Below are 24,212 nucleotides of genomic sequence, written 5' to 3'. Positions count from 1 at the left end.
GGATGACGTTGCCGGCGCGGCGCCGGGCGCCGGTGCAGCGAGGCCCATCGCCGTCGCGTCGAAGCCGCCGCCAAGCGCCTTGACGAGGCCGATCTGCAAGTCGCGGCGGCGCATCTTCAGATTCGTCACCGTCTGCTCGGCGGCGAGCCGGTTGTCGTCGGCGTTGAGCACCTGCAATTGCGGCGACAGGCCGGCGCGGTAGCGAATCACCGCGAGCTCGTAGGCCTTCGTCGACGCATCGAGCGCGCGCTGCGCGTCGCCTTGCTGCTTGTCGGTCGAACGGATCGACGTGATTTGCGTCGCGACGTCGTTGAGCGCGTTGACGAGCGTCTGGTTGTAGTTCGCGACATCGAGATCGAAGTCCGCGTAGCGGCCTTTGAGCTGCGCCCGCAATGCGCCGGCGTCGAAGATCGGCAGATGGATCGCCGGGCCGGCCATCACCTGGCGGCTCGCCCACAGCAGCAGGTCGCTCCAGCCGAACGCATCGAAGCCGAAGCTGGCGGCGAGGTTCACGTCGGGGAAAAACTCCGCCTTCGCTTCCTTCACGCCGTGCAGCGCCGCTTCGACCTGCCAGCGCGCGGCGACGAGGTCGGCGCGGCGCGCGACGAGGTCGGCGGGCACGTCGTCCGGCATCGACACGGCGCCGCCCGCATTCAGCGCGGGCGGTGCGATCTGCAGACCGCGATCCGGTCCCTTGCCGAGCAGCGCGCCGAGCTGATAGCGCACGACGGTGATCTGACCGTCGAGGTCGGTGAGCGTCGACTGGCTGGTCGCGATATCGCCGTTCGCGGTTTGCCGCTCGACGTTGGTGTCGAGCCCGGCGCCGACGCGGTCGTTGGTGATCGAGCCGACCGTCTGCCGGTTCTGGATCTCGCGCTGCGCGATGTCGCGCAGCGCATAGAGCTGCGCGAGCCGGTTATAGGTACTCGCGACCGACGTCGCGAGCGTCACGCGCACCTGCTGCAGCTCGGCCTGCGCGGCTTTTTCCTGCGATACGGCTGCTGCCAGTTTCGCGCGATTCTTGCCCCACAGGTCGAGCTCCCACGTCGCGCTCGCGATCACGCTGTTTTCGCTGTCCCACTTGCCGCCGATCGGCGGTGCGAAGAGGCCGTTGGGCGAATAGCGCTCGCGCGTCCACGTGTAGCTGCCGGTGACCTGCGGGAATAGCGCGGAGCGCGAACTTTCGATATACGACTGCGCCTTCGCGAGACGCGCCTGGGCCTGCGCGATCGACGGGCTGCCAAGCAGCGCCTCGTCGATCAGCCTGGGCAGCTGCGGGTCGCCGAACTGGTTGGCCCAGTCGAGCGACGGCCAGGCGCCGCCCTCATTCGGCACGCTTTGCGAGCTCTCGTATTGCTCGGGCGCGGCGACCTGCTTGTCGCTGCCGATCCCGGCGTAGTTCGCGCACCCCGACAGCGCGAGGGCCGCGGCCGTCAGCGCGACCGACGCAACGGAAACGGCGGTAGCCCGGCACGGCCGGCCGGGCGCGAACGACAGGTGCGACTTCATCTAACCGTCCCCAGATTTTTAATCACTATTAGTAATGGACACTGCAACTACTTTGTTACTGCCTGGCGTCGGAATTGCTTGCCGTGTCACGGGTTATGCTGTTTGAATCGACGTTATTGGCCAGCACCCGCCGGAGCATGCTTTTGAGGAATCCGGTTTCTTCGGGCGTGAAACCGGACAGCAGCCTGTCCAGCACGCTGGTGAAGATGGCCGGCAGCTTCGCGGCGATCGCGCAGCCTTCCGCGGTGAGCGCGAGACGCACGGCGCGCCGGTCCTCGCTGCTGCGCACGCGGGTCAGGAGCCCGCGTTTTTCGAGGCGATCGATCAGGCGCGTGACCGCGCTCGCATCGATGCCGTACTCGCGCGCCAGTTCGGCCGCGAGCAGGCACTTGCCGCTCGCGACCATAAACAGGATGCTGGCCTGCGTGCTGGTGATGCCGAGCTCGGCCATCGCCTTTTGAGTGACCATGTTCGACATCGTCGATTTCACGCGGGAAATCAGGTAGCCGACGCTTTCCGCAAGCTGGTAATCGCGGATTTCGGGCGGCGGCGTGGTGGACGGGTCCGTCATGATTCTCGTGTGGTGGCAATGGTTGACTAGACACGATTATAAGAACGCTTAATTGACGTGGCAAGCGTTCTTACAGATTAGGTAAAGGTGTCTTGTTACTCAAGCGGGCAACGGGCGCGGCGGCGGTTTCGCAGCTGGCGGCAGCGCCGGGACCGTGTCGGGAGCGGCTTCGCGCGGTGCCTATCCGGGAATACACGGGGAAATGCGCGAACGGCGTCATCGCCGCGTGCTAGAATATGCGGTTCCCGGAAGTGCGCCTGCTTTGCGTTCGGAATCCGCTCAGGATCCGTCGGCGGGCGCGCTCAATTTGTCCTCAGGTCCCTATGTCCCGCGCTCTTCGCAATATCGCCATCATCGCCCACGTCGACCACGGCAAAACCACGCTCGTCGACCAGTTGCTTCGCCAGTCCGGCACGTTCCGCGAAAATCAGCACATCGCCGAACGTGTGATGGATTCGAACGACATCGAAAAAGAGCGCGGCATCACGATTCTCGCGAAGAACTGCGCAGTCGAATACGAGGGCACCCACATCAATATCGTCGACACGCCGGGCCACGCGGACTTCGGCGGCGAGGTGGAGCGCGTGCTGTCGATGGTCGACTCGGTGCTGCTGCTCGTCGATGCGGTCGAAGGGCCGATGCCGCAAACCCGCTTCGTCACGAAAAAGGCGCTCGCGCTCGGCCTGAAGCCGATCGTCGTCGTCAACAAGATCGACCGGCCGGGCGCGCGCATCGATTGGGTCATCAACCAGACCTTCGATCTGTTCGACAAGCTCGGCGCGACCGAAGAGCAACTGGATTTCCCGGTGGTGTACGCGTCGGGCCTGAACGGCTACGCGGGGCTCGACCCGAGCGTGCGCGAGGGCAATATGCGGCCGCTGTTCGAGTCCATTCTCGAGCACGTGCCGGTGCGCCCGGCAGACCCGGACGGTCCGCTGCAGCTGCAGATCACATCGCTCGACTATTCGACCTACGTCGGCCGGATCGGCGTCGGCCGCATCAACCGCGGCCGCATCAAGCCCGGCCAGCAGGTCGCGCTGCGCTTCGGGCCGGATGGCGAGGTGCTGAACCGCAAGATCAACCAGGTGCTGTCGTTCGAGGGCCTCGAGCGCGTGCAGGTGGAGGAGGCGCAGGCCGGCGACATCGTGCTGATCAACGGCATCGAAGACATCGGTATCGGCGCGACGATCTGCGCGCCGGACAAGCCCGAAGCGCTGCCGATGATCACCGTCGACGAACCCACGCTGACGATGAACTTCCTGGTGAATTCGTCGCCGCTCGCGGGCAAGGAAGGCAAGTTCGTGACGAGCCGGCAGATTCGCGATCGCCTGATGAAGGAACTCAACCATAACGTCGCGCTGCGCGTGCGCGACACCGGCGACGAAACCGTATTCGAAGTGTCGGGCCGCGGCGAGTTGCACCTGACCATCCTGATCGAAAACATGCGCCGCGAGGGTTTCGAGATGGCGGTGTCGCGGCCGCGCGTCGTGCTGCAGGAAGTCGACGGCGTGAAGCAGGAGCCGTACGAAATGCTGACGGTGGATGTGGAAGACGGCCACCAGGGCGGCGTGATGGAAGAACTGGGCCGCCGCAAGGGCGAAATGATCGACATGGCGTCCGACGCCCGCGGCCGCACGCGTCTCGAATACCGTATTCCGGCGCGCGGTCTGATCGGCTTCCAGAGCGAATTCCTCACGTTGACGCGCGGCACCGGCCTGATGAGCCACGTGTTCGACGAATACGGTCCGATCAAGGAAGGGTCGGTCGGCGAGCGCCGCAACGGCGTGCTGATCTCGCAGGACGACGGCGCGGCGGTTGCCTATGCGCTGTGGAAGCTGCAGGATCGCGGCCGCATGTTCGTGAAGCCGGGTGATCCGCTGTACGAAGGCATGGTGATCGGTATCCACAGCCGCGACAACGATCTCGTCGTCAACCCGATCAAGGGCAAGCAGTTGACCAACGTGCGCGCGTCGGGCACCGACGAAGCCGTGCGCCTCGTGCCGCCGATCCAGATGTCGCTCGAATACGCAGTCGAATTCATCGACGACGACGAGCTCGTCGAAGTGACGCCGCAATCCATTCGTCTGCGCAAGCGTCATCTGAAGGAACACGAGCGCCGCAAGGCAAGCCGCGAAACGGCCGTGGACTGAGGTCCGCGCCGCGCTTGCCATGGTGTTGGTTTTCGGCAATCGGCTTTGCAGTCGCTGAATAAAAAACCGCCTTTATCCGGCGGTTTTTTATCGTCTTTCGCCCTGATATATCAAATGAAACGGCGCGACTGTTGCGATTTTGCACAAAGACTCGTGTGTTATTCGCAGTGCGGCGGCCGCGACCCGCGCGGCCGCCCGCAACGCCTTTTCCAACGGGCCTTCAGGCCTTGTACAAGCAGGCATTCGCAATGGTTATGTGCTATTCTCCGCGGATGCAAGTTTTAGGTCCTTCCAAGCAAGACTTGATTCGCGCAATCCGCTAAACGGTCAGGCCGTGTCGCGGAAGGTTCAACAACCCGCTATTTCTCGAGAAACTCGACGAAAGGTGAGCGTAAACATGATGAAGCAATTCCAGCTGAACTCGTATCTGTTCGGCGGCAATGCTCCGTACGTAGAAGAGTTGTACGAAGCGTATCTCGATAATCCGGCGTCAGTGCCCGAGAACTGGCGCAGCTATTTCGACGCATTGCAGAACGTTCCGGCCTCGGATGGCACGAATGCCAACGATGTGGCTCACGGCCCGATCGTCGAATCGTTTGCGCAGCGCGCGAGGGCGAATGCCTTTGTGCCGCGCGTCGCAGGCGGTGCGGAAGAATCCACCGCCCGCAAACAGGTTTACGTCCAGTCCCTCATCGACGCATACCGCTTCCTTGGCTCGCAATGGGCCAATCTCGATCCGCTGAAGCGCCGCGAACGTCCCCCGATTCCCGAACTCGAACCCGCGTTCTACGACTTCACCGAAGCCGACATGGACCAGGTGTACAACGCGAACGCGCTGTACTTCGGCTTCGAGCAGGCGTCGCTGCGCGACATCGTGAAGAATCTGCGCGACACGTACTGCGGCACGATCGGCGCCGAGTACATGTACATCAGCGATCCTGAGCAGAAGCGCTGGTGGAAGGAGCGTCTGGAGTCGATCCGTTCGACGCCTAACTTCTCGAACGAGAAGAAGAAGCACATCCTGAACCGCCTGACGGCCTCCGAAGGCCTCGAGCGTTTCCTGCACACCAAGTACGTCGGCCAGAAGCGCTTCTCGCTGGAAGGCGGCGAGAGCTTTATCGCGTCGATGGACGAAGTCGTGCATCACGCGGGTGCTGCGGGCGTGCAGGAAATCGTGATCGGCATGGCGCACCGCGGCCGTCTGAACGTGCTGGTGAACACGCTCGGCAAGATGCCGGCGGACCTGTTCGCCGAGTTCGAAGGCAAGCACGTCGACGACCTGCCGGCCGGCGACGTGAAGTACCACAAGGGCTTCTCGTCGGATGTCTCGACCGAAGGCGGCCCGGTCCACCTGTCGCTCGCCTTCAACCCGTCGCACCTTGAAATCGTGAACCCGGTCGTCGAAGGCTCGGCGAAGGCCCGCATGGACCGCCGCGGCGACGACATGGGCCTGCAGGTGCTGCCGGTGCAGATTCACGGCGACGCGGCATTCGCCGGCCAGGGCGTCGTGATGGAAACGCTGAACCTCGCGCAGACGCGCGGTTACGGCACGCACGGCACGCTGCATATCGTCATCAACAACCAGATCGGCTTTACCACGTCGGATCCGCGCGATTCGCGCTCGACGCTGTATTGCACGGACGTGGTCAAGATGATCGAAGCGCCGGTGCTGCACGTAAACGGCGACGATCCGGAAGCAGTCGTGCTCGCCACGCAGCTGGCCATCGACTACCGGATGCAATTCCACAAGGATGTGGTCGTCGACATCATCTGCTTCCGCAAGCTGGGTCACAACGAGCAGGACACGCCGGCAGTCACGCAGCCGTTGATGTACAAGACGATCGCGAAGCACCCGGGCACGCGCGCGCTGTACGCGGAAAAGCTGGTGCAGCAGGGCGTGATCAGCGCCGAAGAAGGCGACGAATTCGTCAAGGCGTACCGCAAGGCGATGGACGAAGGTCATCACACGATCGACCCGGTGCTGTCGAACTACAAGAGCAAGTACGCGGTCGACTGGGTGCCGTTCCTGAACCGCAAGTGGACCGACGCCGCCGATACGGCCGTGCCGCTCGCGGAACTGAAGCGCCTCGCCGAACGCGTGACGACCATTCCCGAAAACTTCAAGGTGCACCCGCTCGTCGAGCGCGTGATCAACGACCGCCGTGCGATGGGTCGTGGCGAAGCGCCGCTCGACTGGGGCATGGGCGAGCATCTCGCGTTCGCGTCGCTGGTCGCCTCGGGCTACGCGGTGCGCCTGACCGGCCAGGATTCGGGCCGCGGCACGTTCACGCACCGTCACTCGGTGCTGCACGACCAGAACCGCGAGCGCTGGAACGACGGCACGTATGTGCCGTTGCAGAACGTCGCGGACGGCCAGGCGAAGTTCACGGTGATCGACTCGGTGCTGTCCGAAGAGGCGGTGCTCGGTTTCGAATACGGTTACTCGACCGCCGAGCCGAATACGTTCGTCGCATGGGAAGGTCAGTTCGGCGATTTCGTCAACGGTGCGCAGGTCGTGATCGACCAGTTCATCTCGTCGGGCGAAGTGAAGTGGGGCCGCGTGTCGGGTCTGACGATGCTGCTGCCGCACGGCTACGAAGGCCAGGGTCCGGAGCACTCGTCGGCGCGTATCGAGCGCTTCCTGCAGCTTTGCGCGGACCACAACATGCAGGTCGTGCAGCCGACCACGCCGGCGCAGATTTTCCACCTGATGCGCCGTCAGATGATCCGTCTGTTCCGCAAGCCGCTGATCGTCTTCACGCCGAAGTCGCTGCTGCGTCACAAGGAAGCCGTGTCGGATCTGTCGGAACTGGCGAAGGGTTCGTTCCAGCCGGTGATCGGCGAAGTCGACGCCGCGATCGAGCCGAAGAAGGTCAAGCGCGTGCTGGCATGTTCGGGCCGCGTGTACTACGACCTCGTCGCGCATCGCCGCGAAGCGAAGGCGACCGACGTCGCGATCATCCGTATCGAACAGCTGTATCCGTTCGCGCACAAGCAGTTCGAAGCGGAAATCAAGAAGTACGACAACGCGACCGAAGTGGTGTGGGTGCAGGACGAGCCGCAGAATCAGGGTTCGTGGTTCTACATCGAGCATCACCTGATGGAAGGCATGAAGGAAGGCCAGAAGCTCGCCTACAGCGGCCGTCCCGCATCGGCATCGCCGGCGGTCGGCTACTACGCGAAGCACTATGAGCAGCAGAAGGCGCTGGTCGAAGGCGCTTTCGGCCGCCTGAAGGGCGCATCGATCGTCAAATAAAACGACAACGCGAACCGGGAAAGCGCGAGCCGCGCTTTCCCGCACCGCCGCCGACCGCTTCCGCGAGCGCACCTCGTTCTGATCGAAGCCTCGCGTCGGGCGCGCGCAGTGCGGCGACGGTTCGCCTACCGGCCTTAGAACACGCCGTTTACCGCCGTTACCCAAATACGTATTCCAGGAAAATCACATGGCTATTGTTGAAGTCAAGGTTCCCCAGCTGTCCGAGTCGGTGTCGGAAGCCACGATGCTGCAGTGGAAGAAGAAGCCGGGCGAAGCAGTGACGCAGGATGAAATCCTCATCGAAATCGAGACCGACAAGGTCGTGCTCGAAGTGCCGGCGCCGTCGGCCGGCGTGCTCGCGCAAGTGATCAAGCACGATGGCGATATCGTCGTCGCCGATGAACTGATCGCCAAGATCGACACCGACGGCAAGGCGGGCGCCGCCGCGGTGGAAGCCGAAGTGAAGCCGGCTCCGCAAACCGACGCCGCTCCGGCACAAGCCGCTGCCGCGCCGGCCGCCGCCGCCGCGAATGCGAACGCAGCGTCGTCGCCGGCTGCGACGAAACTGATGGCCGAGAAGAACCTGTCGGCCGGCGACGTCGCTGGCACGGGCCGCGACGGCCGCATCACGAAGCAGGACGTGCTGGGCGCGGGTTCGGCAGCGCCGGCCGCCAAGGCCGCGCCGGCACCGGCCGCACCGAAGGCCGCGAAGCCGTCGCTGCCGGACGTGAAGGCGCCGGGTTCGGAGTCGTGGCTGCAAGACCGTCCGGAGCAGCGCGTGCCGATGTCGCGCCTGCGCGCGCGGATCGCCGAGCGTCTGCTCGAGTCGCAGCAAACCAACGCCATCCTGACCACGTTCAACGAAGTGAACATGGCGCCGGTGATGGATCTGCGCAACAAGTACAAGGACCGCTTCGAGAAGGAACACGGCGTGAAGCTCGGCTTCATGTCGTTCTTCGTGAAGGCGGCGGTGCATGCGCTGAAGAAGTTCCCGCTGGTGAACGCGTCGATCGACGGCAACGACATCGTCTATCACGGCTACTTCGACATCGGTATCGCGGTCGGTTCGCCGCGCGGCCTCGTTGTGCCGATCCTGCGCAACGCGGACCAGATGAGCCTCGCGGACATCGAGAAGAAAATCGCCGAGTTCGGCCAGAAGGCCAAGGACGGCAAGCTGTCGATCGAAGAAATGACCGGCGGCACGTTCTCGATCTCGAATGGCGGCGTGTTCGGCTCGATGCTGTCGACGCCGATCATCAACCCGCCGCAGTCCGCGATTCTCGGCGTGCACGCCACCAAGGAGCGCGCGGTCGTCGAAAACGGCCAGATCGTGATCCGTCCGATGAACTACCTCGCGCTGTCGTACGACCACCGGATCATCGACGGTCGTGAAGCGGTGCTGTCGCTGGTCGCGATGAAGGATGCGCTGGAAGACCCGGCGCGCCTGCTGCTCGACCTGTAACCTGCACGCCGCTTCCTGTCGCTTCCTGCCGTTCCAGGTAGCCAGTACGCAGTCTGTACCGCGGCGACGCGCCCACGCCACGAAACGTGGCCGCGCGTCGCTGCGCCATCGAAAAGGGTTGTCATGTCCAAAGAATTTGACGTCGTCGTGATCGGCGCCGGTCCCGGCGGTTATATCGCGGCCATTCGCGCCGCGCAGCTCGGCAAGTCCGTCGCCTGTATCGAAAAGTGGAAGAACCCGGCCGGCGCGCTGAAGCTCGGCGGCACGTGTCTGAACGTCGGCTGCATTCCGTCGAAGGCGCTGCTCGCGTCGTCGGAAGAGTTCGAGAATGCGCAGCATCACCTCGCGGACCACGGCATCAGCGTGGAAAACGTGAAGGTCGACATTGCGAAGATGCTCGCGCGCAAGGAAAGCATCGTCGAGAAGATGACGAAGGGTATCGAATTCCTGTTCCGCAAGAACAAGATCACGTGGCTCAAGGGCCATGGCAAGTTCACCGGCAAGAGCGACGCCGGCGTGCAGATCGAAGTGAGCGGCGAGGGCGAGACCGAAACCGTCGTCGCGAAGAACGTGATCATCGCAACGGGTTCGAAGGCGCGCCATCTGCCGAACATCCCGGTCGACAACACGCTCGTCGCCGATAACGAAGGCGCGCTGTCGTTCGACGCCGTGCCGAAGAAGCTCGCGGTGATCGGCGCGGGCGTGATCGGTCTGGAGCTCGGCTCGGTGTGGCGGCGTCTCGGCGCCGACGTCACGGTGCTCGAAGCGCTGCCCGAATTCCTCGGCGCGGCCGACCAGGCGCTCGCGAAGGAAGCCGCCAAGCAGTTCAGGAAGCAAGGCCTCGATATCCACCTCGGCGTGAAGATCGGCGAAGTGAAGACATCCGCCAAGGGCGTGTCGATCGCGTACACGGACAAGGACGGCAACGCGCAGACGCTCGACGCCGACCGCCTGATCGTGTCGATCGGCCGTGTGCCGAATACCGACAACCTCGGCCTCGAGGCGATCGGCCTGAAGGCGAACGAGCGCGGCTTTATCGATGTCGATGCGCACTGCGCGACCAGCGTGCCGAACGTCTATGCGATCGGCGACGTGGTGCGCGGCCCGATGCTCGCGCACAAGGCCGAAGACGAAGGCGTGCTGGTGGCCGAGATCATTGACGGCCAGAAGCCGCATATCGACTACAACTGCATTCCGTGGGTGATCTACACCGAGCCGGAAATCGCGTGGGTCGGCAAGACCGAGCAGCAGCTGAAGGCGGAAGGCCGCGAGGTCAAGACGGGCCAGTTCCCGTTTATGGCGAACGGCCGCGCGCTCGGCATCAACAAGGCGGACGGTTTCGTGAAGATGATCGCCGACGCGAAGACCGACGAACTGCTCGGCGTGCACATCATCTCGGCGAATGCGTCCGATCTGATCGCCGAAGCCGTGGTCGCGATGGAGTTCAAGGCCGCGTCGGAAGACCTCGGCCGCATCTGCCATCCGCACCCGTCGCTGTCCGAAGTGATGCGTGAAGCGGCGCTCGCCGTCGACAAGCGCGCGCTCAACATGTAAGTCCGAAAGAGCCCGATTCCTCGCATTGGGTATCACGACGAAGGCGGGCAGGGTTCGATCCCGCCCGCCTTTGTCTTATCTTGCCGTCCGGTTGTTCGAGATGAACGTCACTGAATACTACGAAAACGAGCTGCAGACGCGGGGTTATCAGTCCGATCCCGCGCAACAGGCGGCGGTCGATCGTCTGCAGCAATGCTACGAAGAGTGGGTGGCGTACAAGGCGCGCCGGCCGAATGCGTTCATGAAGCTGATCATGCATCCGGATCTGCCGCGCGGCGTCTACATGTGGGGCGGCGTCGGGCGCGGCAAGAGCTTCCTGATGGACAGCTTCTACATGGTCGTGCCGCTCAAGCGCAAGACGCGCCTGCACTTCCACGAGTTTATGCGCGAGGTGCATCGCGAACTCGAGGAACTGAAAGGGCAGGCCGACCCGCTCGACGAACTCGCGCGCCGCATCGCGAAGCGCTACCGGCTGATCTGCTTCGACGAATTTCACGTGTCCGACATCGCCGATGCGATGATCCTGTACCGCCTGCTCGACCGGCTCTTCACAAACGGCGTGCAGTTCGTGATGACGTCCAATTACGATCCGGACACGCTCTATCCGGACGGGTTGCATCGCGATCGCATGCTGCCCGCGATCGAGCTGATCAAGAGCAGGCTCGACGTGCTCAACGTCGATGCGGGGGTCGACTACCGGCAGCGCACGCTGTCGCAGGTGGAGGTCTATCACACGCCGCTCGGCGCGGCCGCGGACAAGGCGTTGCGCGACGCGTACGCGCGCCTCGCGGCGGTGCCCGACGAAAGCCCGCTGCTGCGTATCGAAAAGCGCGAGCTGAAGGCGCTGCGCCGCGCGGACGGCGTCGTCTGGTTCGATTTCGCGACGCTGTGCGGCGGCCCGCGTTCGCAGAACGACTATCTCGAACTCGCGTCGCGTTTCCATGCGGTCATTCTCTCCGAAGTGCCGCAGATGACGCCGCGCATGCAGTCGGAGGCGCGCCGCTTCACCTGGCTCATCGACGTGTTTTACGACCACAAGGTGAAGCTGCTGATGTCAGCCGCGGTGCCGCCGGAACAGCTATACGTCGAAGGACCGATGGCCAACGAGTTCACGCGAACCGTATCGCGCATCGTCGAGATGCAGTCGAGGGAGTACCTGGATACACCGCGGCGCATCGTCGATACGTCGCTTACGTAGTACGCGGGTTCACCTGATCGAGATAACGCGCGCGTCCCTGGGCCGAATGGCATAGGGACGCGTCGCATTTTCAAGATTCGGATTGTTCTGATATTCGGTGTGGGGGCGAATCGATATCGTCGTCGAGATATCGACGAAGGAGAACACCTTGACCCCGTACCGTGATCTGACCGATGAAGAGTGGCTGCGCGTCGCGCCGCTGCTTCCCGAACTGCGGCCGCGTTCCGAATTGCGCGGCCGGCCGCTGGCGAATACCCGAGCCGTGCTGAACGGCGTGCTGTGGGTGATGTTCAGCGGTGCGACGTGGTCGGCCTTGCCACGTAAATACCCGTCCTATCAAACCTGCCATCGGCGCTTCAAGACATGGCATCAGTCAGGCGTCCTCAAACGCCTGCTCGAACAGCTGTTCGGCACGGCCGGCGCCGACCTGTGCAACTCGATGGAAGCACGGATGCGCTCGCATATCGCGGGACAGACCGGCGAGCTGCCGGTGGCGGACGGCACGGACCCCGTTGCGCCTGTCACGCCAGCGCCGGCGCCCGGCACGCCGGTCGTCGCGCCGGTGTTCAACTACGCACGCGCGTTCAAGCACGCGGCATGAACCGCGCGGTATGACCGGTCGGCTCGCGCAGGCAGACCGGCATTGAAGCGAGGGCCGGCCGGCAACCGACGTTGCCGGCCGGTTTTTTTGCGCGCGAAGCGAACAGAAGGAAGCGCTCGCGCCTGCCTTCACTCAGTTCTGGCGGATCCAGGTCTGCGACCGCCCGAGCAGCGATACGCCGATATAGCCGCGCACGATCAGTTTCTGACCGCCGTCTTCGGTGTGCATCTTGCAGCGGTAGACCTTGCCGTTGCCCGGATCGAGAATCTGTCCGCCGTCCCAGACGTCGCCGTCCTTCTTCATGTCGTTGATGATCGTCATGCCGATCACCGGCTGGTCCTTGCGCGCGTCGGTGCACGCGGTGCAGCGGCGGCCGGGTTCCTCGTTGATACCCTTGATCACCTTGCCGGTCAGCGTGCCGTTGTCGTCCTGCGTGATCTCGACGATCGCCTTGGGCTGATGCGTGTGATCGTCGATCGTCTGCCACGTGCCGACCGGGCTGTCGCTTTGCGCAAACGCGGCAACGGCGCTTGCCGCGAGCACGCCCGCCAGGGCGGCGCGGCACAGCGCGTGAAAGTTGACGCGTGCGCGTCCGGGTAATTGCGTCATGCGTTGTCCTCCTTGTTATGAAGCGTCGAAGGCGAGACGCGCGGCGTCATCGCGGTCCGGATGCATTGTGAATCACATTGCCGGGCGGCTTGTTTTGATGTTTCGTTTGCACGTTTGTCGCTGCGGGTGCCGTCCGCGTGCGGCTCGCGTGCGACCCCGGGTGTGACCTGGTGTGACCCGCTGTGACCCGCGGCCACGCGATGCGAGTTCGCGGTTCGGCTGCGGACCCGGCGCGGCAGTCGGCAGAATACGTGAATGCGGGTAGCGCGTTTGATAAGAAAACTTCTAATCGCCGGGCCGCCGTGCTCAGTTCAGCTGGTAGGAGAAGGTGGCGTTGATGCGCGGGCTGCGCGACGCGCTCTCGATCGGCGCATCGGCCACCGCCTTCGCGACCGACAGATCCAGGCTGTAGTACTTCGCGTCGGAAATACGCACGCCGAGCGCAATCGACGACAGATGCGACGGCGCCGGCGTCCCCGCATGCAAATACACGCGGGCGACGTCGAATGACAGATAAGGCGTGATCGTGCGCAGCCATGCGAAGCCCGGTGCGAACGCACGGTTCAGTTCGAACGACGCGCCCCATCCCGAATCGCCCGATGTCTCGCCGGGCTGATAGCCGAGCGCGAAGCGTTGCGCACCGAACGAGATCTGTTCGGAGGTCGGCAGCGAATCCGGGCTGTACTGCCCGGTCGCCGCGATCGTCGTGCCGATGCCGAGCGGCCACTGATTGCTTTGCGACACGCTCGCGCCGGTCCGCACAAACGTGATCGACGCCGGATTGACGGTCGTCGTGCCCGGCACGTTCGAATCGCCGGCCTTCGACGCACCGAGAATATCGAACGCCTTCGCGACATTGACGCTCGCCTTGCGCACCGTGCTGCCGTCCGCCTCCGCGTAGTCGGCCTGCAATTGCAGCACGCGCACCTGCGAACGCAAGCCGATCTGCGCGCCGTTGTCCTGGTTGTGGTAACGGTCTTCATCGTGCGACGCGTAGCCGCTCACCGAGCCGGTCAGATTGCGCGTGTTCGATAGAATCAGCGGATAGTTCAGCGACATCGCGAGCTTGTCGTTGATCACCGTCCGCTGGATGTTCGCGGGCAGGCCGGGGTTGTCGGTCGGGTTGCCGCGGTAATGCGACGCGTCGAGCGCGGCCGCGAGGCCGTCGCTGCCGATCGGCAGGCCGCCGTGCGCGGCCACGTAGGTGACGTTGTCGCGTCCCTTCGGCAGCAGCGCGGACACGCTCAACTGTTCGCCGAGCGAGGTCAGGCCGTTTTCCGAAACGGTGAGCAGTCCCTGCACGCCGGGGCGATTGAAATCGATGCCGGCGCTGACGTCGAACGGCTTATGCTCGACGGCGAGTTCGAGCGTGGTCGCGCCGTCGGTGGTCTGCGGCGGCGGCACATTCGCGCCGACCTTGACGCCGGGCAGGCGGCCCATCAGGTTGATATAGCGTTCGAAGGTCGCGCGCCGCAGCGGCCGGTCCGCGCTGATATGCGCAGCCAGTTCGCGAATCCGGCCTTCGAGTGCGCCGGCGTTGCCGGACAGTTTGATCTGCGACACATAACCTTCGACGACGGTTACGCGCACCACGCCATCGTCGAACGTCTGCGCCGGAATAAACGCGAACGACAACGCATAGCCGCGCGCCTGATACAGCTTCGTCACACCGTCCGCGACCTCGATCAGCTGGCCGATCGTCACGTCCTTGCCGACGAGCGGCGTAAAGCGTTGCGCGACGTCGTCGAATGGAATCGACTTCACGCCTTCGACCTGGATCTTCGACGGCGTCAGATGCCGCGCGAGCAACTGTTGCAGCGGTGGAGTTTGCGTTTCGACTTGCACCGTGACGTTCGGTTTGTCCGGCGCCTTGATTTGCGGAAGCGCGTCCAGCGGGTTGCCGCTGACGGCGGGCCGCGATTGCGCGTGAACGGCGCCCGCGAGGGCCGCGCCGATGAGCAATGCCCAATGCATGTTCCCCGGTCTCATGATTCTCTGCTCTCAGATCGATCTTGTTGTATGCGTGCCGCGTGCGCGGAACGCTTTCGCATGCCCGTTGAGCTGCGCGTGCATCTTATGTGCCGCAAACGCCCGTCGATCGTAGTCCGAACCGATCGCGCAGACAACCTCACGTGCCCCTTCCGGCGCGGGGCACGTGAGCACCCAGGCGCTACTTGCGTGCCGCCGGAGCCAGGCCGCCGAGCAGTCCTCCTACTGCCGACGTCAGGCCCGCCAACGGGTTCGCGCTGTTGACTGCACCGTTGGCCGCGCTGTTGACCGCACTGCTAACCGTATTGGCGCCGCCGCCCGATACGGTCGGATTCGAGTGACTCGCGCTGCCGGTGTTCGCCTGCGGCGCAACCGAAACGTTGCCGGCGACCGTGGCGGTGACGGTCGGCACAAGGCCCGCGACCGCGCCGAGCAGCCCCTTGCCATTCGAGCCGCCGCCCGCATTGCCTGCGCCACCTGCGCCGCTCGATCCCGTCGTGCCGCCCGGTGCGCCCAATACGCCGCCGACGAGACTCGCGATCGGCGCGAGCGGGCCGCTGCCCGTCGCGCTGCTTCCGCCCGCGCTGCCCGACAAACCGCCCAGCAGGCCGGCAACCGGCGCAAGCGGATTGCTGGAACCGCCCGCGCCGCTGCTCGTCAACAGTCCGCCGGTGGCGATCACCGTCTTGCCGGTGTCGGCGACGACATTGCCGAGACCGCCGGTCGCCGGATTGCTGGCGCCGCCGCTCGCGCTGAGCGCGCCGCCGGTATTCACCAGCGCGCCGCCGAGCTTCGTCAGCACATTGTCGAGCGGCGCGCCGAGACCTGTGGCGTTGCCCACCGCCTGAGTCGTCAGGCCGACCGTCGAGGTGATCGGTGTGATCACCGAACTCAGTTGTTGCGTGACCTGCTGGACCGGAGCCGACGACAGCGTGCTGCCGAGCGAATTGCCCAGATCGCTCACACCGTTGCCGACGCCGTTGACGGCGCCGCCGAGTGCCGACGTGACAGGCGCAAGCGGCGTGAGCGGTCCGCTGCCGAGACTCGACACGAGAGTGCCGGCGCTCGACACGGTCTTGCCGGTATCGTTGACGACGCCGCCGAGACTCGACACGGTGGTGCCGACCGGATCCGTGCTCGCGCCGAGTTGCCCGAGTCCTTGCGCGACGCCGTCGCCGAGCGTCGATACCGTGTTGCCGAGGTTCTGCACGACGCCACCGAGCGCCTGCATCGTCTGCGGACTGACGACCGGCAGGGTCTGCGAGCCGATCGTGCTGCCGACGCCCGACACCGTGCTGCCCAGGTCGGACACGATGCCGCCCGCGTTGCCGGCGACAGCGCCGACCTGGTTCGCAGCAGTCGAAGTCGGATTGGTTGGATTGGTCGGGTTCGTTGGGTTCGTTGGATTGGTCGGGTTGGTGTTGTCTCCGGTGGTCGTCGTGTTGCCGCCGCCGGTGGTGGTCGTCTCGCCGCCGCCGCTGCCACTGCCACTGCCGCCGGTGCCGTGACTGAGCGTGCCCGAACCGCCGCAGCCGCTGAGTGAAAGCAGCGTGGCGATCGCCGTGGTCAGTAATGCGATGCGTAGCGTGTTGCGTTGGGTCATGGTGGTGTTCATTTCGCCCTCGATATTCCGTTTGTTGTTGAGTGATGCAGCCCCGCTAGTGCAACAGCTATGCCATTGCGTATGCGCGTTGCGCATTCACGCGCGAGCGCAGCGCGCTTCGCGCGTCAGCGTTGAATGCGCGGGTGACGGAGGAATGAGGGCGAGGCGATACGCGTGTGTCGTAACGTGCGCGAACCAACCGGCGTAACGTAACGAACCGTGCGTGTCGTTACGTCGACGCACGTTACGCGCGGTGCGACGCACGGATTCGTCTGATGAACACACGCAAAACGAATTTCGATCTGAACCAGGGTTTAACTGAATGCATTCGGCTTGCGATATTGCCGTTAGGCTGTCAAGAAAATTTCGATGCGCATGCAACGATGTTGTCGATCAGGATTCGCGCAATTGCTTATTCGAAATGACCAGGCTATAAACGAGGCACGCGCTTCGTCATTGCAGGAGGCGTTATCGAATACATCAGGTACGAGTCGACTTGTTGAAAAAAACAGGCAGGGCCGTTTGAAAGCAAGGCGCGCAGTCAGCGTGCACGGCGGTGCGAAGAGAGACGCATCGTTCGTATTTCTAACGGATGGGGTTTATGTGAAATGAATAGATCATCAATAAAGTACGAGGGCCGAAATGAAAACGTTGACAAAAAAGTTCCTGAGAGAAAACGAGGGGGTAACCGCAATCGAGTACGGACTCATTGCGGGATTAATCGCGGTCGTGATCGCGACTGCCGTCACGAATGTGGGGACTCAGCTCCAGACCATCTTCCAGAACATCCTGACGGCGCTTCAGTAGCCTGACTGAAGGAAAAGCAAACCCTGAGAAGCAGTAGCAGCGCGAGCGTCTCCGTGACGTTCGTGCTGCCTCGGCATGTGTGACGGAAATGGCATGCGGCCATGTGAGTGGCCGTAGCGTTTCCCTTCGCCTCGCGGATTCTCTATGTTGATTCTGGTCGAACGCATGCTGTTCGTCGTATGGACGATGGCAGTCGCCGTTTGCGATCTACGCAGCCGGCGCATTCGCAATTCGCTGGTGCTCGCCGGTCTGGCAGCGGCGCTGCTCTGCGCGTTCACCGCGCGTGCGCCGTTCGGCATTGCGCCCATGCAGGCCGCGTTGGGCGCGCTCGCGGGACTCGCCGCGCTGCTGCCGTTCTTTGCGCTGCGTCTGATGGGCGCGGCGGATGTGAAAGTGTTCGCGGTGCTCGGCGCATGGTGCGGACTGAGGCTGCTGCCCGAGCTCTGGCTGATCGCGAGCGTCCTGGCCGGCGCGCACGCGGCGTTCGTGCTGATCGCGACGCGCACCCGCGCACTGGCGCTCGTGCGGCGCGGCCCGCCGACCTTCGAACTGCACGGCTACCGGGCAACGCCCTATGCGACCTGCCTGAGTGTGGGCGCATGGATCGCGTTCGGCGGGCAGATGCTCGCAGGGGCTGCGCGATGACCCGCGCCTCCAGCAACGGACGAGGTTCGCGCCGGCGCATGGCCTGCGCGAGCCGCGGCGAGCGTGGCGCGACGGCGGTCGAGTTCGCGCTGCTGTTTCCGCTCTTCTTCATCATCTTCTATGCGATCGTCACGTTCAGCCTGATCTTCGTTGCGCAGCAGAGTCTGACGCTCGCCGCCGAAGAGGGCGCGCGCGCGGCATTGAATTTCCAGCAGGCGGACAACGACGCGGACGCGCTCGCGAAGCGCGTCGCCGCCGCCTGCGAGACGGCGACCGGCATGGCGAACTGGCTCGCCGCGCGTGCGGACTGCGAGGCGACGCCGAATCCGTGCACCTATGACCCGACGATGGAGTGCGTGTCGGTCACCCTCAGCTACGACTACGCCGCGCGGCCGCTGGTGCCGCCCGTGCCGCTGCTCGACATCGTGCTGCCCGCGCAATTGACGAGCACGGCCATGATCCAGCTCAACCCGGGGTTTCTGCTGTGACGTATCGCGCCATTCGCTATTGCTCGCAACGCCTGCACGCTTCGCCGAAGCGGCGTGTATGCCGCTGTGTGCTCCTTTGCGTGCTTGCTTGTGCGCCGGTCCCGCCGCTGCCCGCTCCCACATGGCGCTCATCATGCAGAACCTGAACCGGATCATTGCCGTCCTGCTGGTCGCAGCGGCCTTGCTGCTCGGCCTTTTCGCGTGGATGCTGGCGCGCCGGCCGCCGCCCGCGCGGCCGGTCGCGCCCGTTGCGCAAGCGAGCTTTCCCGTGGTGGTGGCGACGCGCGCGCTGCCGGCCGGCAAACCGATCGCCGTCGATGCGCTGCGCGTCGAAAAGTTGCCGATCAATCCGATCGGCGCCTTCAACGACCCGGCGCTGCTCGCCGGCCGCGTACCCGTGACCGACATCGGCGCGCAGGTGCCGGTGCTCGATACGCAGTTATCCTCAGGACTCGCGGAGCGCGTCGAGCCGGGCGAACGCGCGGTGGCCGTGCGCGTCGACGAAAGCAACGCGGTCGGCAACCGGCTGCGGCCCGGTAATTTCGTCGACGTGTTCTTCACGTTGAAGCGCGACGGCGCAGTCGGTAGCAACGCTGAAGTCGAGCGGACCCAGGCGCGGCTGCTGCTGTCGCGCGTGCGCGTCATTGCGTTCGGCAAGGGCGACGGCGCACCGGGCGGCGGAGAGACCGATGCGGCGGCGCGCACCGCGGTGCTCGCGGTACCGATTGCCGAGGTCGACTCGTTGACGCTTGCCGAAGGCGCGGGGCGCCTCGTGCTCGCGCTGCGCAATCCGCGCGATGCGGAGGTGGCCGACATGGCCGCGTTGCCCGCGTCCGAAGGCGTGCTGAAGACGGCCGCGAAGTCGACCGCGCGCGCGTCCGGATCGACGCGCGCGGCGACCGGCATTTCCCTTGAGGAATTGTCAGGCGACGCGGTAGCGCGAGCGCCTGTGCCCGCCGCGCATAACAGCCCGAAGACACCCGCACGCGTCATCGCGGGAGCAGGTACGCATCACGATATCGAAGTCATACGGGGAGGCCGCGCGGAAACCGTCGCCTGGTGATCGGCTATCCACCTTGTTGAACGACCCCGAATGCTTCAGCGACGGGTCGCTCCGGTACCACGGTACGCGTGCATGACACACATGAAATTTCATCGACTGGCTGTGAGCATCGTGGCGGCCCTGGGTGCGGCGGCACTCATCGGCGCGCCGTATGCGGGCCTGGCAGCGAACGCCGTACCGTCACACGCGGGCTCGGCGGCAGCGGCGGACGCCGCGGCGCCGCTCGAACTGGCGGTCGGCGAGCAGCGCATGCTTGCGCAGGGGCGCGCGCTGCAGCGCGTGGCGGTCGGCGATCCGTCGGTCGCCGATGTGCTGATCGTCAAGGGCGACCGGCGTGGCGGCGTGCTGCTGGTCGGCAAGGGCGCCGGCACGACGCGCGTGATGCTGTGGGAGCGCGGCAACGACACGCCGCTCACGTTCACCGTCAGCGTCGTGACGGCGGCTGCGCGTGCGCTGCTCGGCAACGATACGGGCACGCTGGCGGTGCTCGGCGGCAATGCGGTGATCGCAGGCAGCGCGGCGTCGATGGAAGCGCATCAACGCGCCGTCGCCGCGGCCGGCAGCGCGGTCGGCAGCGCGGTCGGCTCCGCGGCGAACGGCGCCGCATACGGCGGCGCGAACGGTGGTGCAGGCAGTGGTGCAAACGGTGGCGCAAACGGCGCCGCCGGCAAAGGCAAGGACAACAAAGGAGGCGGTGCGACCATCGATGTGTCGACCGTCGCCACGCGTCCGGTCGTGCAGGTCGATGTGCGGGTCGTCGAGTTCAGCCGCGCGGTGCTCAAGCAGATCGGTTTCAACTTCTTCAAGCAGAACAATGGTTTCTCGTTCGGTTCGTTCGCGCCGTCCGCGTTGACGTCGGCGTCGCTCGGGCCGAACGGCGCGCAGATCCAGTCGACCATGCCGATTTCATCCGCATTCAATCTGGTGTTCGGTTCGGCCACGCACGACCTGTTTGCGAATCTGAGCGTGATGGAAAGCAACAACCTCGCGCGCGTGCTCGCGGAGCCGACGCTTGTGGCGCTGTCCGGACAGAGCGCGAGCTTTCTCGCGGGCGGCGAGATTCCGGTGCCGGTGCCGCAGGCGCTTGGCACCACGTCGATCGAATACAAGCCGTACGGTGTCGGACTCACGCTGACGCCCACCGTGCTGAGCCCGCAGCGGATCGCGTTGAAAGTCGCGCCCGAAGCGAGCCAGCTGGACTTCGTTCATTCCGTGACGGTGAACGGCATCTCGGTGCCGGCGATTACGACGCGCCGCGCGGATACGACGGTCGAACTCGGCGACGGCGAGAGCTTCGTGATCGGCGGGCTGATCGATCGCGAGACCGCGTCGAACGTCGACAAGGTGCCGCTGCTCGGCGACCTGCCGGTGATCGGCGTGTTTTTCAAGCAGCTCAACTATCAGCAGACCGACAAGGAACTCGTGATTGTCGTGACGCCGCATCTGGTGTCGCCGCTCGCGAAGGGCGCGGCGCTGCCGGACACGCCGGGCGCGCGTTCCGAGCAGCGCGACGGGCCGGTCTGGCGCTCGCTGCTTGGCGGTGCATTGTCGACCGATGCGGCGCCGGGCTTCTCGAAGTAGACGGACGCAGGTGCGGGAAGACCGGCTGCGATGCCGGTCCGCGCGGGCCGATACGGACCGTCGCAACGGTCAGGGCGGTGCGGGGCAGTGAAGAGCGGGAAGCCGCGGTAAAGGGCGGTAAAGGGCGGTGAGGCACGGTGAGACGCAGTAAAGAGCGGTACGGCAAAGGAAATGCAGTATGAACGCGAGAGTGAACGGTTTGACTGAGCACACGGCGGCAGATTATTTCGTGTTTGCATCGGGCACCGAGCGGCACGCGCAGTGGCTGGCGGGTGCGCTGGCCGAAGCCGGTGCGCTCGAATGGGTCGGACTCGAGCCGGCGGCACTCGCGCAGCGCATCGCGGCGCGCAATCCGTTGCTGGTGTTCGTCGATTTTTCCGGCGGCCAGATCGCGGCCGCGAGCGAGGCGGTGCAGGTGGCGCGTGACGCGTGCGCCGGGCTGCAGGTGGTCGCGGTCGGCACGCTGGCCGAGCCGGACAGCGCGCTCGCCGCATTGCGCGCGGGCGTGCGCGAATTTATCGATCTGTCGAAGACGCCGCATGACGCGCAAGCCATCGTGCGGCAGCTGATCGACAGCATCGCCGAGCCGGTGAGCCGGCAAGGGCGGCTCACGGTGCTGCTCGGCGCGCGTATCGGCGTGGGCGTGAGCACGCTCGCGGCCAACCTCGCGGTGCGGTTGCAACGGCGCGGCGCGGCGTCGCGGCGCGAGGCGCTGCTCTTCGATCTCGGTCTGCCGGCCGCGGACGGCACCTTGCTGCTCGACGCACAAAGCGAGTTTCACTTCGTCGAAGCGGTGCGCAATCTGCGCCGCTTCGATCGGACCTTCGTGCATACCGCGCTGTCGCATCACGCAAGCGGTCTTGCGCTCACCGCGCTGCCGCCCGATCTGGGCGACTTGCGGCAGGTGTCGCATGCCGCGTCGGTGAGTCTGCTGAACCGGCTGCGCGCGTTCTTCGATCAGCAGATCGTCGATCTCGGCGGGTTTCCGGACAGCGCGTTTATCGCAAACGTCGTGCAGGCCGCCGACGAAGCGTGGCTCGTGTGCGACCCTTGCGTCGCGTCGATCGTATCGGCTGCGCAGATGCTCGATACGCTGCGCGCCGCGGTGCCCGACTCGCAGCGGCTGCAACACAAGTTGAAGCTGGTGGTCGGCAAGTACGACCGCGAGCTCGGTCTCACCGCACAGCAGATCGCGCAGCGCCTTGATATCGAATGGCTCGCGAATCTGCCCGAGCGGCGCATCGCGCTCGGTCGCGCGGCAAACCACGGACAACTGCTTGCCGAGATCGCGCCGCGCGATCCGTATGTGCGCGCGCTCGAGGCGCTCGCCGGCCATCTCGACGGCGGGCCGGCGCTGGCGTCGGCAGGCAGCGGCGCGAACCCGGCACAGGACGTGCATGCAGCAGGCTCCGCTGCCGCCGGAAGCGCGCGCGGCAGGTCTGCCGCGACGGCCGTGCGCGATGCATGGCGGCGGTTCATTCCAACCTCGAACAAGCGGTCATAGACGATGGCAAAAGACTCCGGATTCGCCGACGACGTGCCGGCCTTCGCTCACAGCCAGCAGTTCCAGGACATCAAGAACGCGGCGCACGAGCATCTGCTTACGCGCATCGAAGAGCTCGGCGCGGAATTCGGCCGCTGGTCGCGCCATGCGATCCACCAGTTTGTCGATCTCGAGATGGACAGCTTCGTGCGTTTGCGGCGCATTCCGATCAACGAGAGCGAAGTCCGGCTGATCGCCGCGTCGCTGACCCAGGAGCTCGCGGGTTTCGGCCCGATCGAGGACCTGCTCAACGACGCGAACGTCGAGGACATCCTCGTCAACGGCTACAACGATGTGTATGTGTCGCGCGCCGGCATCCTGTCGAAAATTCCGGTGCGCTTCGTCGATAACGCGCATCTGCTGCGCATCGTGCGGCGCATTCTCGCGCCGATCGGCCGGCGGCTCGACGAATCGAACCCGATGGTCGATGCGCGGCTGCCCGACGGCGGGCGCGTGAATGTGGTGATCGAACCGTTGTCGATCGACGGCCCGGTGCTGTCGATCCGCAAGTTTCGCAAGGACCCGCTGCGCCCCGACGACCTGCTCGGCAACGGCACGTATGACCCGGAGATCGGCGCGCTGCTCGAAGCGGCGGTCGAGGCGCGCTGCAACGTGCTGGTGTCGGGCGGCACGAGTTCGGGCAAGACGTCGCTGCTCAACGCGCTGGCGTTTCATATTCCCGAACGCGAGCGGGTCGTGACGATCGAGGATACCGCCGAGCTGTCGCTGAACCATCCGCACGTCGTGCGTCTCGAGAGCCGCCCGGGCGGCTTTGACGGCACCGGGCTCGTGACGATCCGCGACCTGCTGCGCAATACGCTGCGCATGCGGCCGGATCGCATTATCGTCGGCGAAGTGCGCGGCGGCGAGGTGCTCGAAATGCTGCAGGCGATGAACACCGGACACGACGGCTCGATGGGCACCGTGCACGCGAGTTCGCCGCGCGAATGCCTGTACCGGCTCGAGATGCTCGCCGGCTTCGCGGGCTTCCAGGGTCCGGAGTCGAGTTTGCGGCGGCAGATCGCGAACGCGATTGACTTTATCGTGCAGATCGGGCGGCTGTCGAACGGGCGGCGCCGCATCCTGTCGATCACCGAAGTGACCGGCATGTCGGACACGATCATCGCGACGCAGGAGCTTTACCGCTACGAACCGCTGACGACGCCCGAAGGGGAGGAGATCGATCGCTGGACGTCGCTCGGCATCCATCCGCATTCGCCGAAGCTCGCGCGTTACAGGCAGAACCTCGCGGCGGCGCATACGGGCGGTGCGGCATTCGGTGGCGCATTCGGCGACGAGTCTGGCGGTGGGTTGGGCGCATTCAGCGGCCGCGGTGGACGCGGCGACGATGGGGGCTTCAATGTCTAGCGCCGCGGTGCTCGCGGCCGCGCTTGCGCTGCTGTGTGTGGCGGCGGCGTTGTGGTTCGCGCAGCGCGGCGCGCGGCACAGCGGGCGCGCGAGCACCGAGCGGTTTATCGACAGCCACCTCGCCAGTGCCACGCGCACGGCGCACACCAGCGCGACACACAGCGGCGGCACAGCGGGCAGTGCGGCGGGCGGTGCGTCGCGCATGGCGGCGGCCG

At 65.2% G+C, this 24,212-nt stretch carries 18 protein-coding genes and 1 pseudogene; 14 read left to right on the top strand and 5 right to left on the bottom strand.

The window, feature by feature from the left end; translation table 11 throughout:
* Both HV675_RS30265 and HV675_RS30260 read right to left on the bottom strand, forming a co-directional pair.
* A partial coding sequence (locus HV675_RS30265; RefSeq protein WP_175115136.1) for an efflux transporter outer membrane subunit occupies window positions 1-1,509 on the bottom strand: 1,509 nt, incomplete at its 3' end.
* Window positions 1,510-1,564: 55 nt separating this feature from the next.
* A complete protein-coding gene (locus tag HV675_RS30260) occupies window positions 1,565-2,080 on the bottom strand; it encodes a MarR family winged helix-turn-helix transcriptional regulator (RefSeq protein WP_175115135.1) in 516 nt (171 codons plus the stop codon).
* A 323-nt stretch (window positions 2,081-2,403) separates the two neighbouring features.
* Between HV675_RS30260 and typA the strand changes: the two genes are divergently transcribed.
* The 6 genes from typA (at window position 2,404) to HV675_RS30230 (ending at window position 12,301) form a co-directional block, all read left to right on the top strand.
* The gene (gene typA / locus HV675_RS30255) at window positions 2,404-4,230 is read left to right on the top strand and encodes a translational GTPase TypA (protein ID WP_175115134.1); all 1,827 of its coding nucleotides are present in this window, start codon (window positions 2,404-2,406) and stop codon (window positions 4,228-4,230) included.
* Between the two features lie 397 nt (window positions 4,231-4,627).
* The gene (locus HV675_RS30250; RefSeq protein WP_175115133.1) at window positions 4,628-7,486 is read left to right on the top strand and encodes a 2-oxoglutarate dehydrogenase E1 component; all 2,859 of its coding nucleotides are present in this window, start codon (window positions 4,628-4,630) and stop codon (window positions 7,484-7,486) included.
* A 187-nt stretch (window positions 7,487-7,673) separates the two neighbouring features.
* The gene (gene odhB / locus HV675_RS30245; RefSeq protein WP_175115132.1) at window positions 7,674-8,948 is read left to right on the top strand and encodes a 2-oxoglutarate dehydrogenase complex dihydrolipoyllysine-residue succinyltransferase; all 1,275 of its coding nucleotides are present in this window, start codon (window positions 7,674-7,676) and stop codon (window positions 8,946-8,948) included.
* A gap of 123 nt (window positions 8,949-9,071) precedes the next feature.
* Complete coding sequence (lpdA, locus tag HV675_RS30240) at window positions 9,072-10,502, top strand: dihydrolipoyl dehydrogenase (protein ID WP_175115131.1); 1,431 nt, start codon at window positions 9,072-9,074, stop codon at window positions 10,500-10,502.
* A gap of 100 nt (window positions 10,503-10,602) precedes the next feature.
* Window positions 10,603-11,700: a cell division protein ZapE gene (gene zapE, locus HV675_RS30235; protein WP_175115130.1), complete on the top strand. Its 1,098-nt coding sequence runs from the start codon at window positions 10,603-10,605 to the stop codon at window positions 11,698-11,700.
* Between the two features lie 148 nt (window positions 11,701-11,848).
* Window positions 11,849-12,301, top strand: a complete 453-nt coding sequence (locus HV675_RS30230; RefSeq protein ID WP_175115129.1) for a transposase — start codon at window positions 11,849-11,851, stop codon at window positions 12,299-12,301.
* A 132-nt stretch (window positions 12,302-12,433) separates the two neighbouring features.
* On the opposite strand, the gene HV675_RS30225 is transcribed toward HV675_RS30230, so the two are convergent.
* The 3 genes from HV675_RS30225 to HV675_RS30215 all read right to left on the bottom strand — a co-directional run bounded on the left by HV675_RS30225 (window position 12,434) and on the right by HV675_RS30215 (window position 16,514).
* Complete coding sequence (locus HV675_RS30225; protein WP_175115128.1) at window positions 12,434-12,910, bottom strand: DUF2147 domain-containing protein; 477 nt, start codon at window positions 12,908-12,910, stop codon at window positions 12,434-12,436.
* 306 nt (window positions 12,911-13,216) lie between these two features.
* Window positions 13,217-14,899 (bottom strand): ShlB/FhaC/HecB family hemolysin secretion/activation protein, encoded by a 1,683-nt coding sequence (locus HV675_RS30220; protein ID WP_175115127.1) that lies wholly within the window; start codon window positions 14,897-14,899, stop codon window positions 13,217-13,219.
* A gap of 181 nt (window positions 14,900-15,080) precedes the next feature.
* Window positions 15,081-16,514 carry a collagen-like triple helix repeat-containing protein gene (locus tag HV675_RS30215; protein ID WP_246270639.1) on the bottom strand — a complete coding sequence of 478 codons (1,434 nt, stop codon included), beginning with the start codon at window positions 16,512-16,514 and terminating at the stop codon, window positions 15,081-15,083.
* Window positions 16,515-17,144: 630 nt separating this feature from the next.
* Between HV675_RS30215 and HV675_RS30210 the strand changes: the two genes are divergently transcribed.
* The 8 genes and pseudogenes from HV675_RS30210 to HV675_RS30175 all read left to right on the top strand — a co-directional run.
* The gene (locus HV675_RS30210) at window positions 17,145-17,309 is read left to right on the top strand and encodes a Flp family type IVb pilin (RefSeq protein ID WP_175115126.1); all 165 of its coding nucleotides are present in this window, start codon (window positions 17,145-17,147) and stop codon (window positions 17,307-17,309) included.
* A 144-nt stretch (window positions 17,310-17,453) separates the two neighbouring features.
* The gene (locus HV675_RS30205; RefSeq protein ID WP_175115125.1) at window positions 17,454-17,954 is read left to right on the top strand and encodes a prepilin peptidase; all 501 of its coding nucleotides are present in this window, start codon (window positions 17,454-17,456) and stop codon (window positions 17,952-17,954) included.
* Window positions 17,951-18,442, top strand: a complete 492-nt coding sequence (locus tag HV675_RS30200; protein ID WP_175115124.1) for a TadE/TadG family type IV pilus assembly protein — start codon at window positions 17,951-17,953, stop codon at window positions 18,440-18,442. The genes HV675_RS30205 and HV675_RS30200 overlap by 4 nt, the downstream gene beginning before the upstream one ends.
* Window positions 18,443-18,572: 130 nt before the next feature.
* Window positions 18,573-19,505, top strand: a complete 933-nt coding sequence (gene cpaB, locus HV675_RS30195; protein WP_175115137.1) for a Flp pilus assembly protein CpaB — start codon at window positions 18,573-18,575, stop codon at window positions 19,503-19,505.
* Window positions 19,506-19,586: 81 nt separating this feature from the next.
* A complete protein-coding gene (locus HV675_RS30190; protein ID WP_175115123.1) occupies window positions 19,587-21,086 on the top strand; it encodes a type II and III secretion system protein family protein in 1,500 nt (499 codons plus the stop codon).
* A gap of 178 nt (window positions 21,087-21,264) precedes the next feature.
* Window positions 21,265-22,590 carry a P-loop NTPase family protein gene (locus tag HV675_RS30185; protein ID WP_175115122.1) on the top strand — a complete coding sequence of 442 codons (1,326 nt, stop codon included), beginning with the start codon at window positions 21,265-21,267 and terminating at the stop codon, window positions 22,588-22,590.
* 3 nt (window positions 22,591-22,593) lie between these two features.
* Window positions 22,594-23,997 carry a TadA family conjugal transfer-associated ATPase gene (locus tag HV675_RS30180; RefSeq protein ID WP_175115121.1) on the top strand — a complete coding sequence of 468 codons (1,404 nt, stop codon included), beginning with the start codon at window positions 22,594-22,596 and terminating at the stop codon, window positions 23,995-23,997.
* Window positions 23,990-24,212: pseudogene (locus HV675_RS30175) on the top strand (type II secretion system F family protein); the annotation flags it as partial. The gene HV675_RS30180 and the pseudogene HV675_RS30175, both read left to right, overlap by 8 nt.

The sequence above is a fragment of the Paraburkholderia solisilvae genome (assembly GCF_902859875.1).
GTDB classification, from domain to species: Bacteria; Pseudomonadota; Gammaproteobacteria; order Burkholderiales; family Burkholderiaceae; genus Paraburkholderia; species Paraburkholderia solisilvae.
This window is presented reverse-complemented; position numbering and strand designations above follow the sequence as displayed.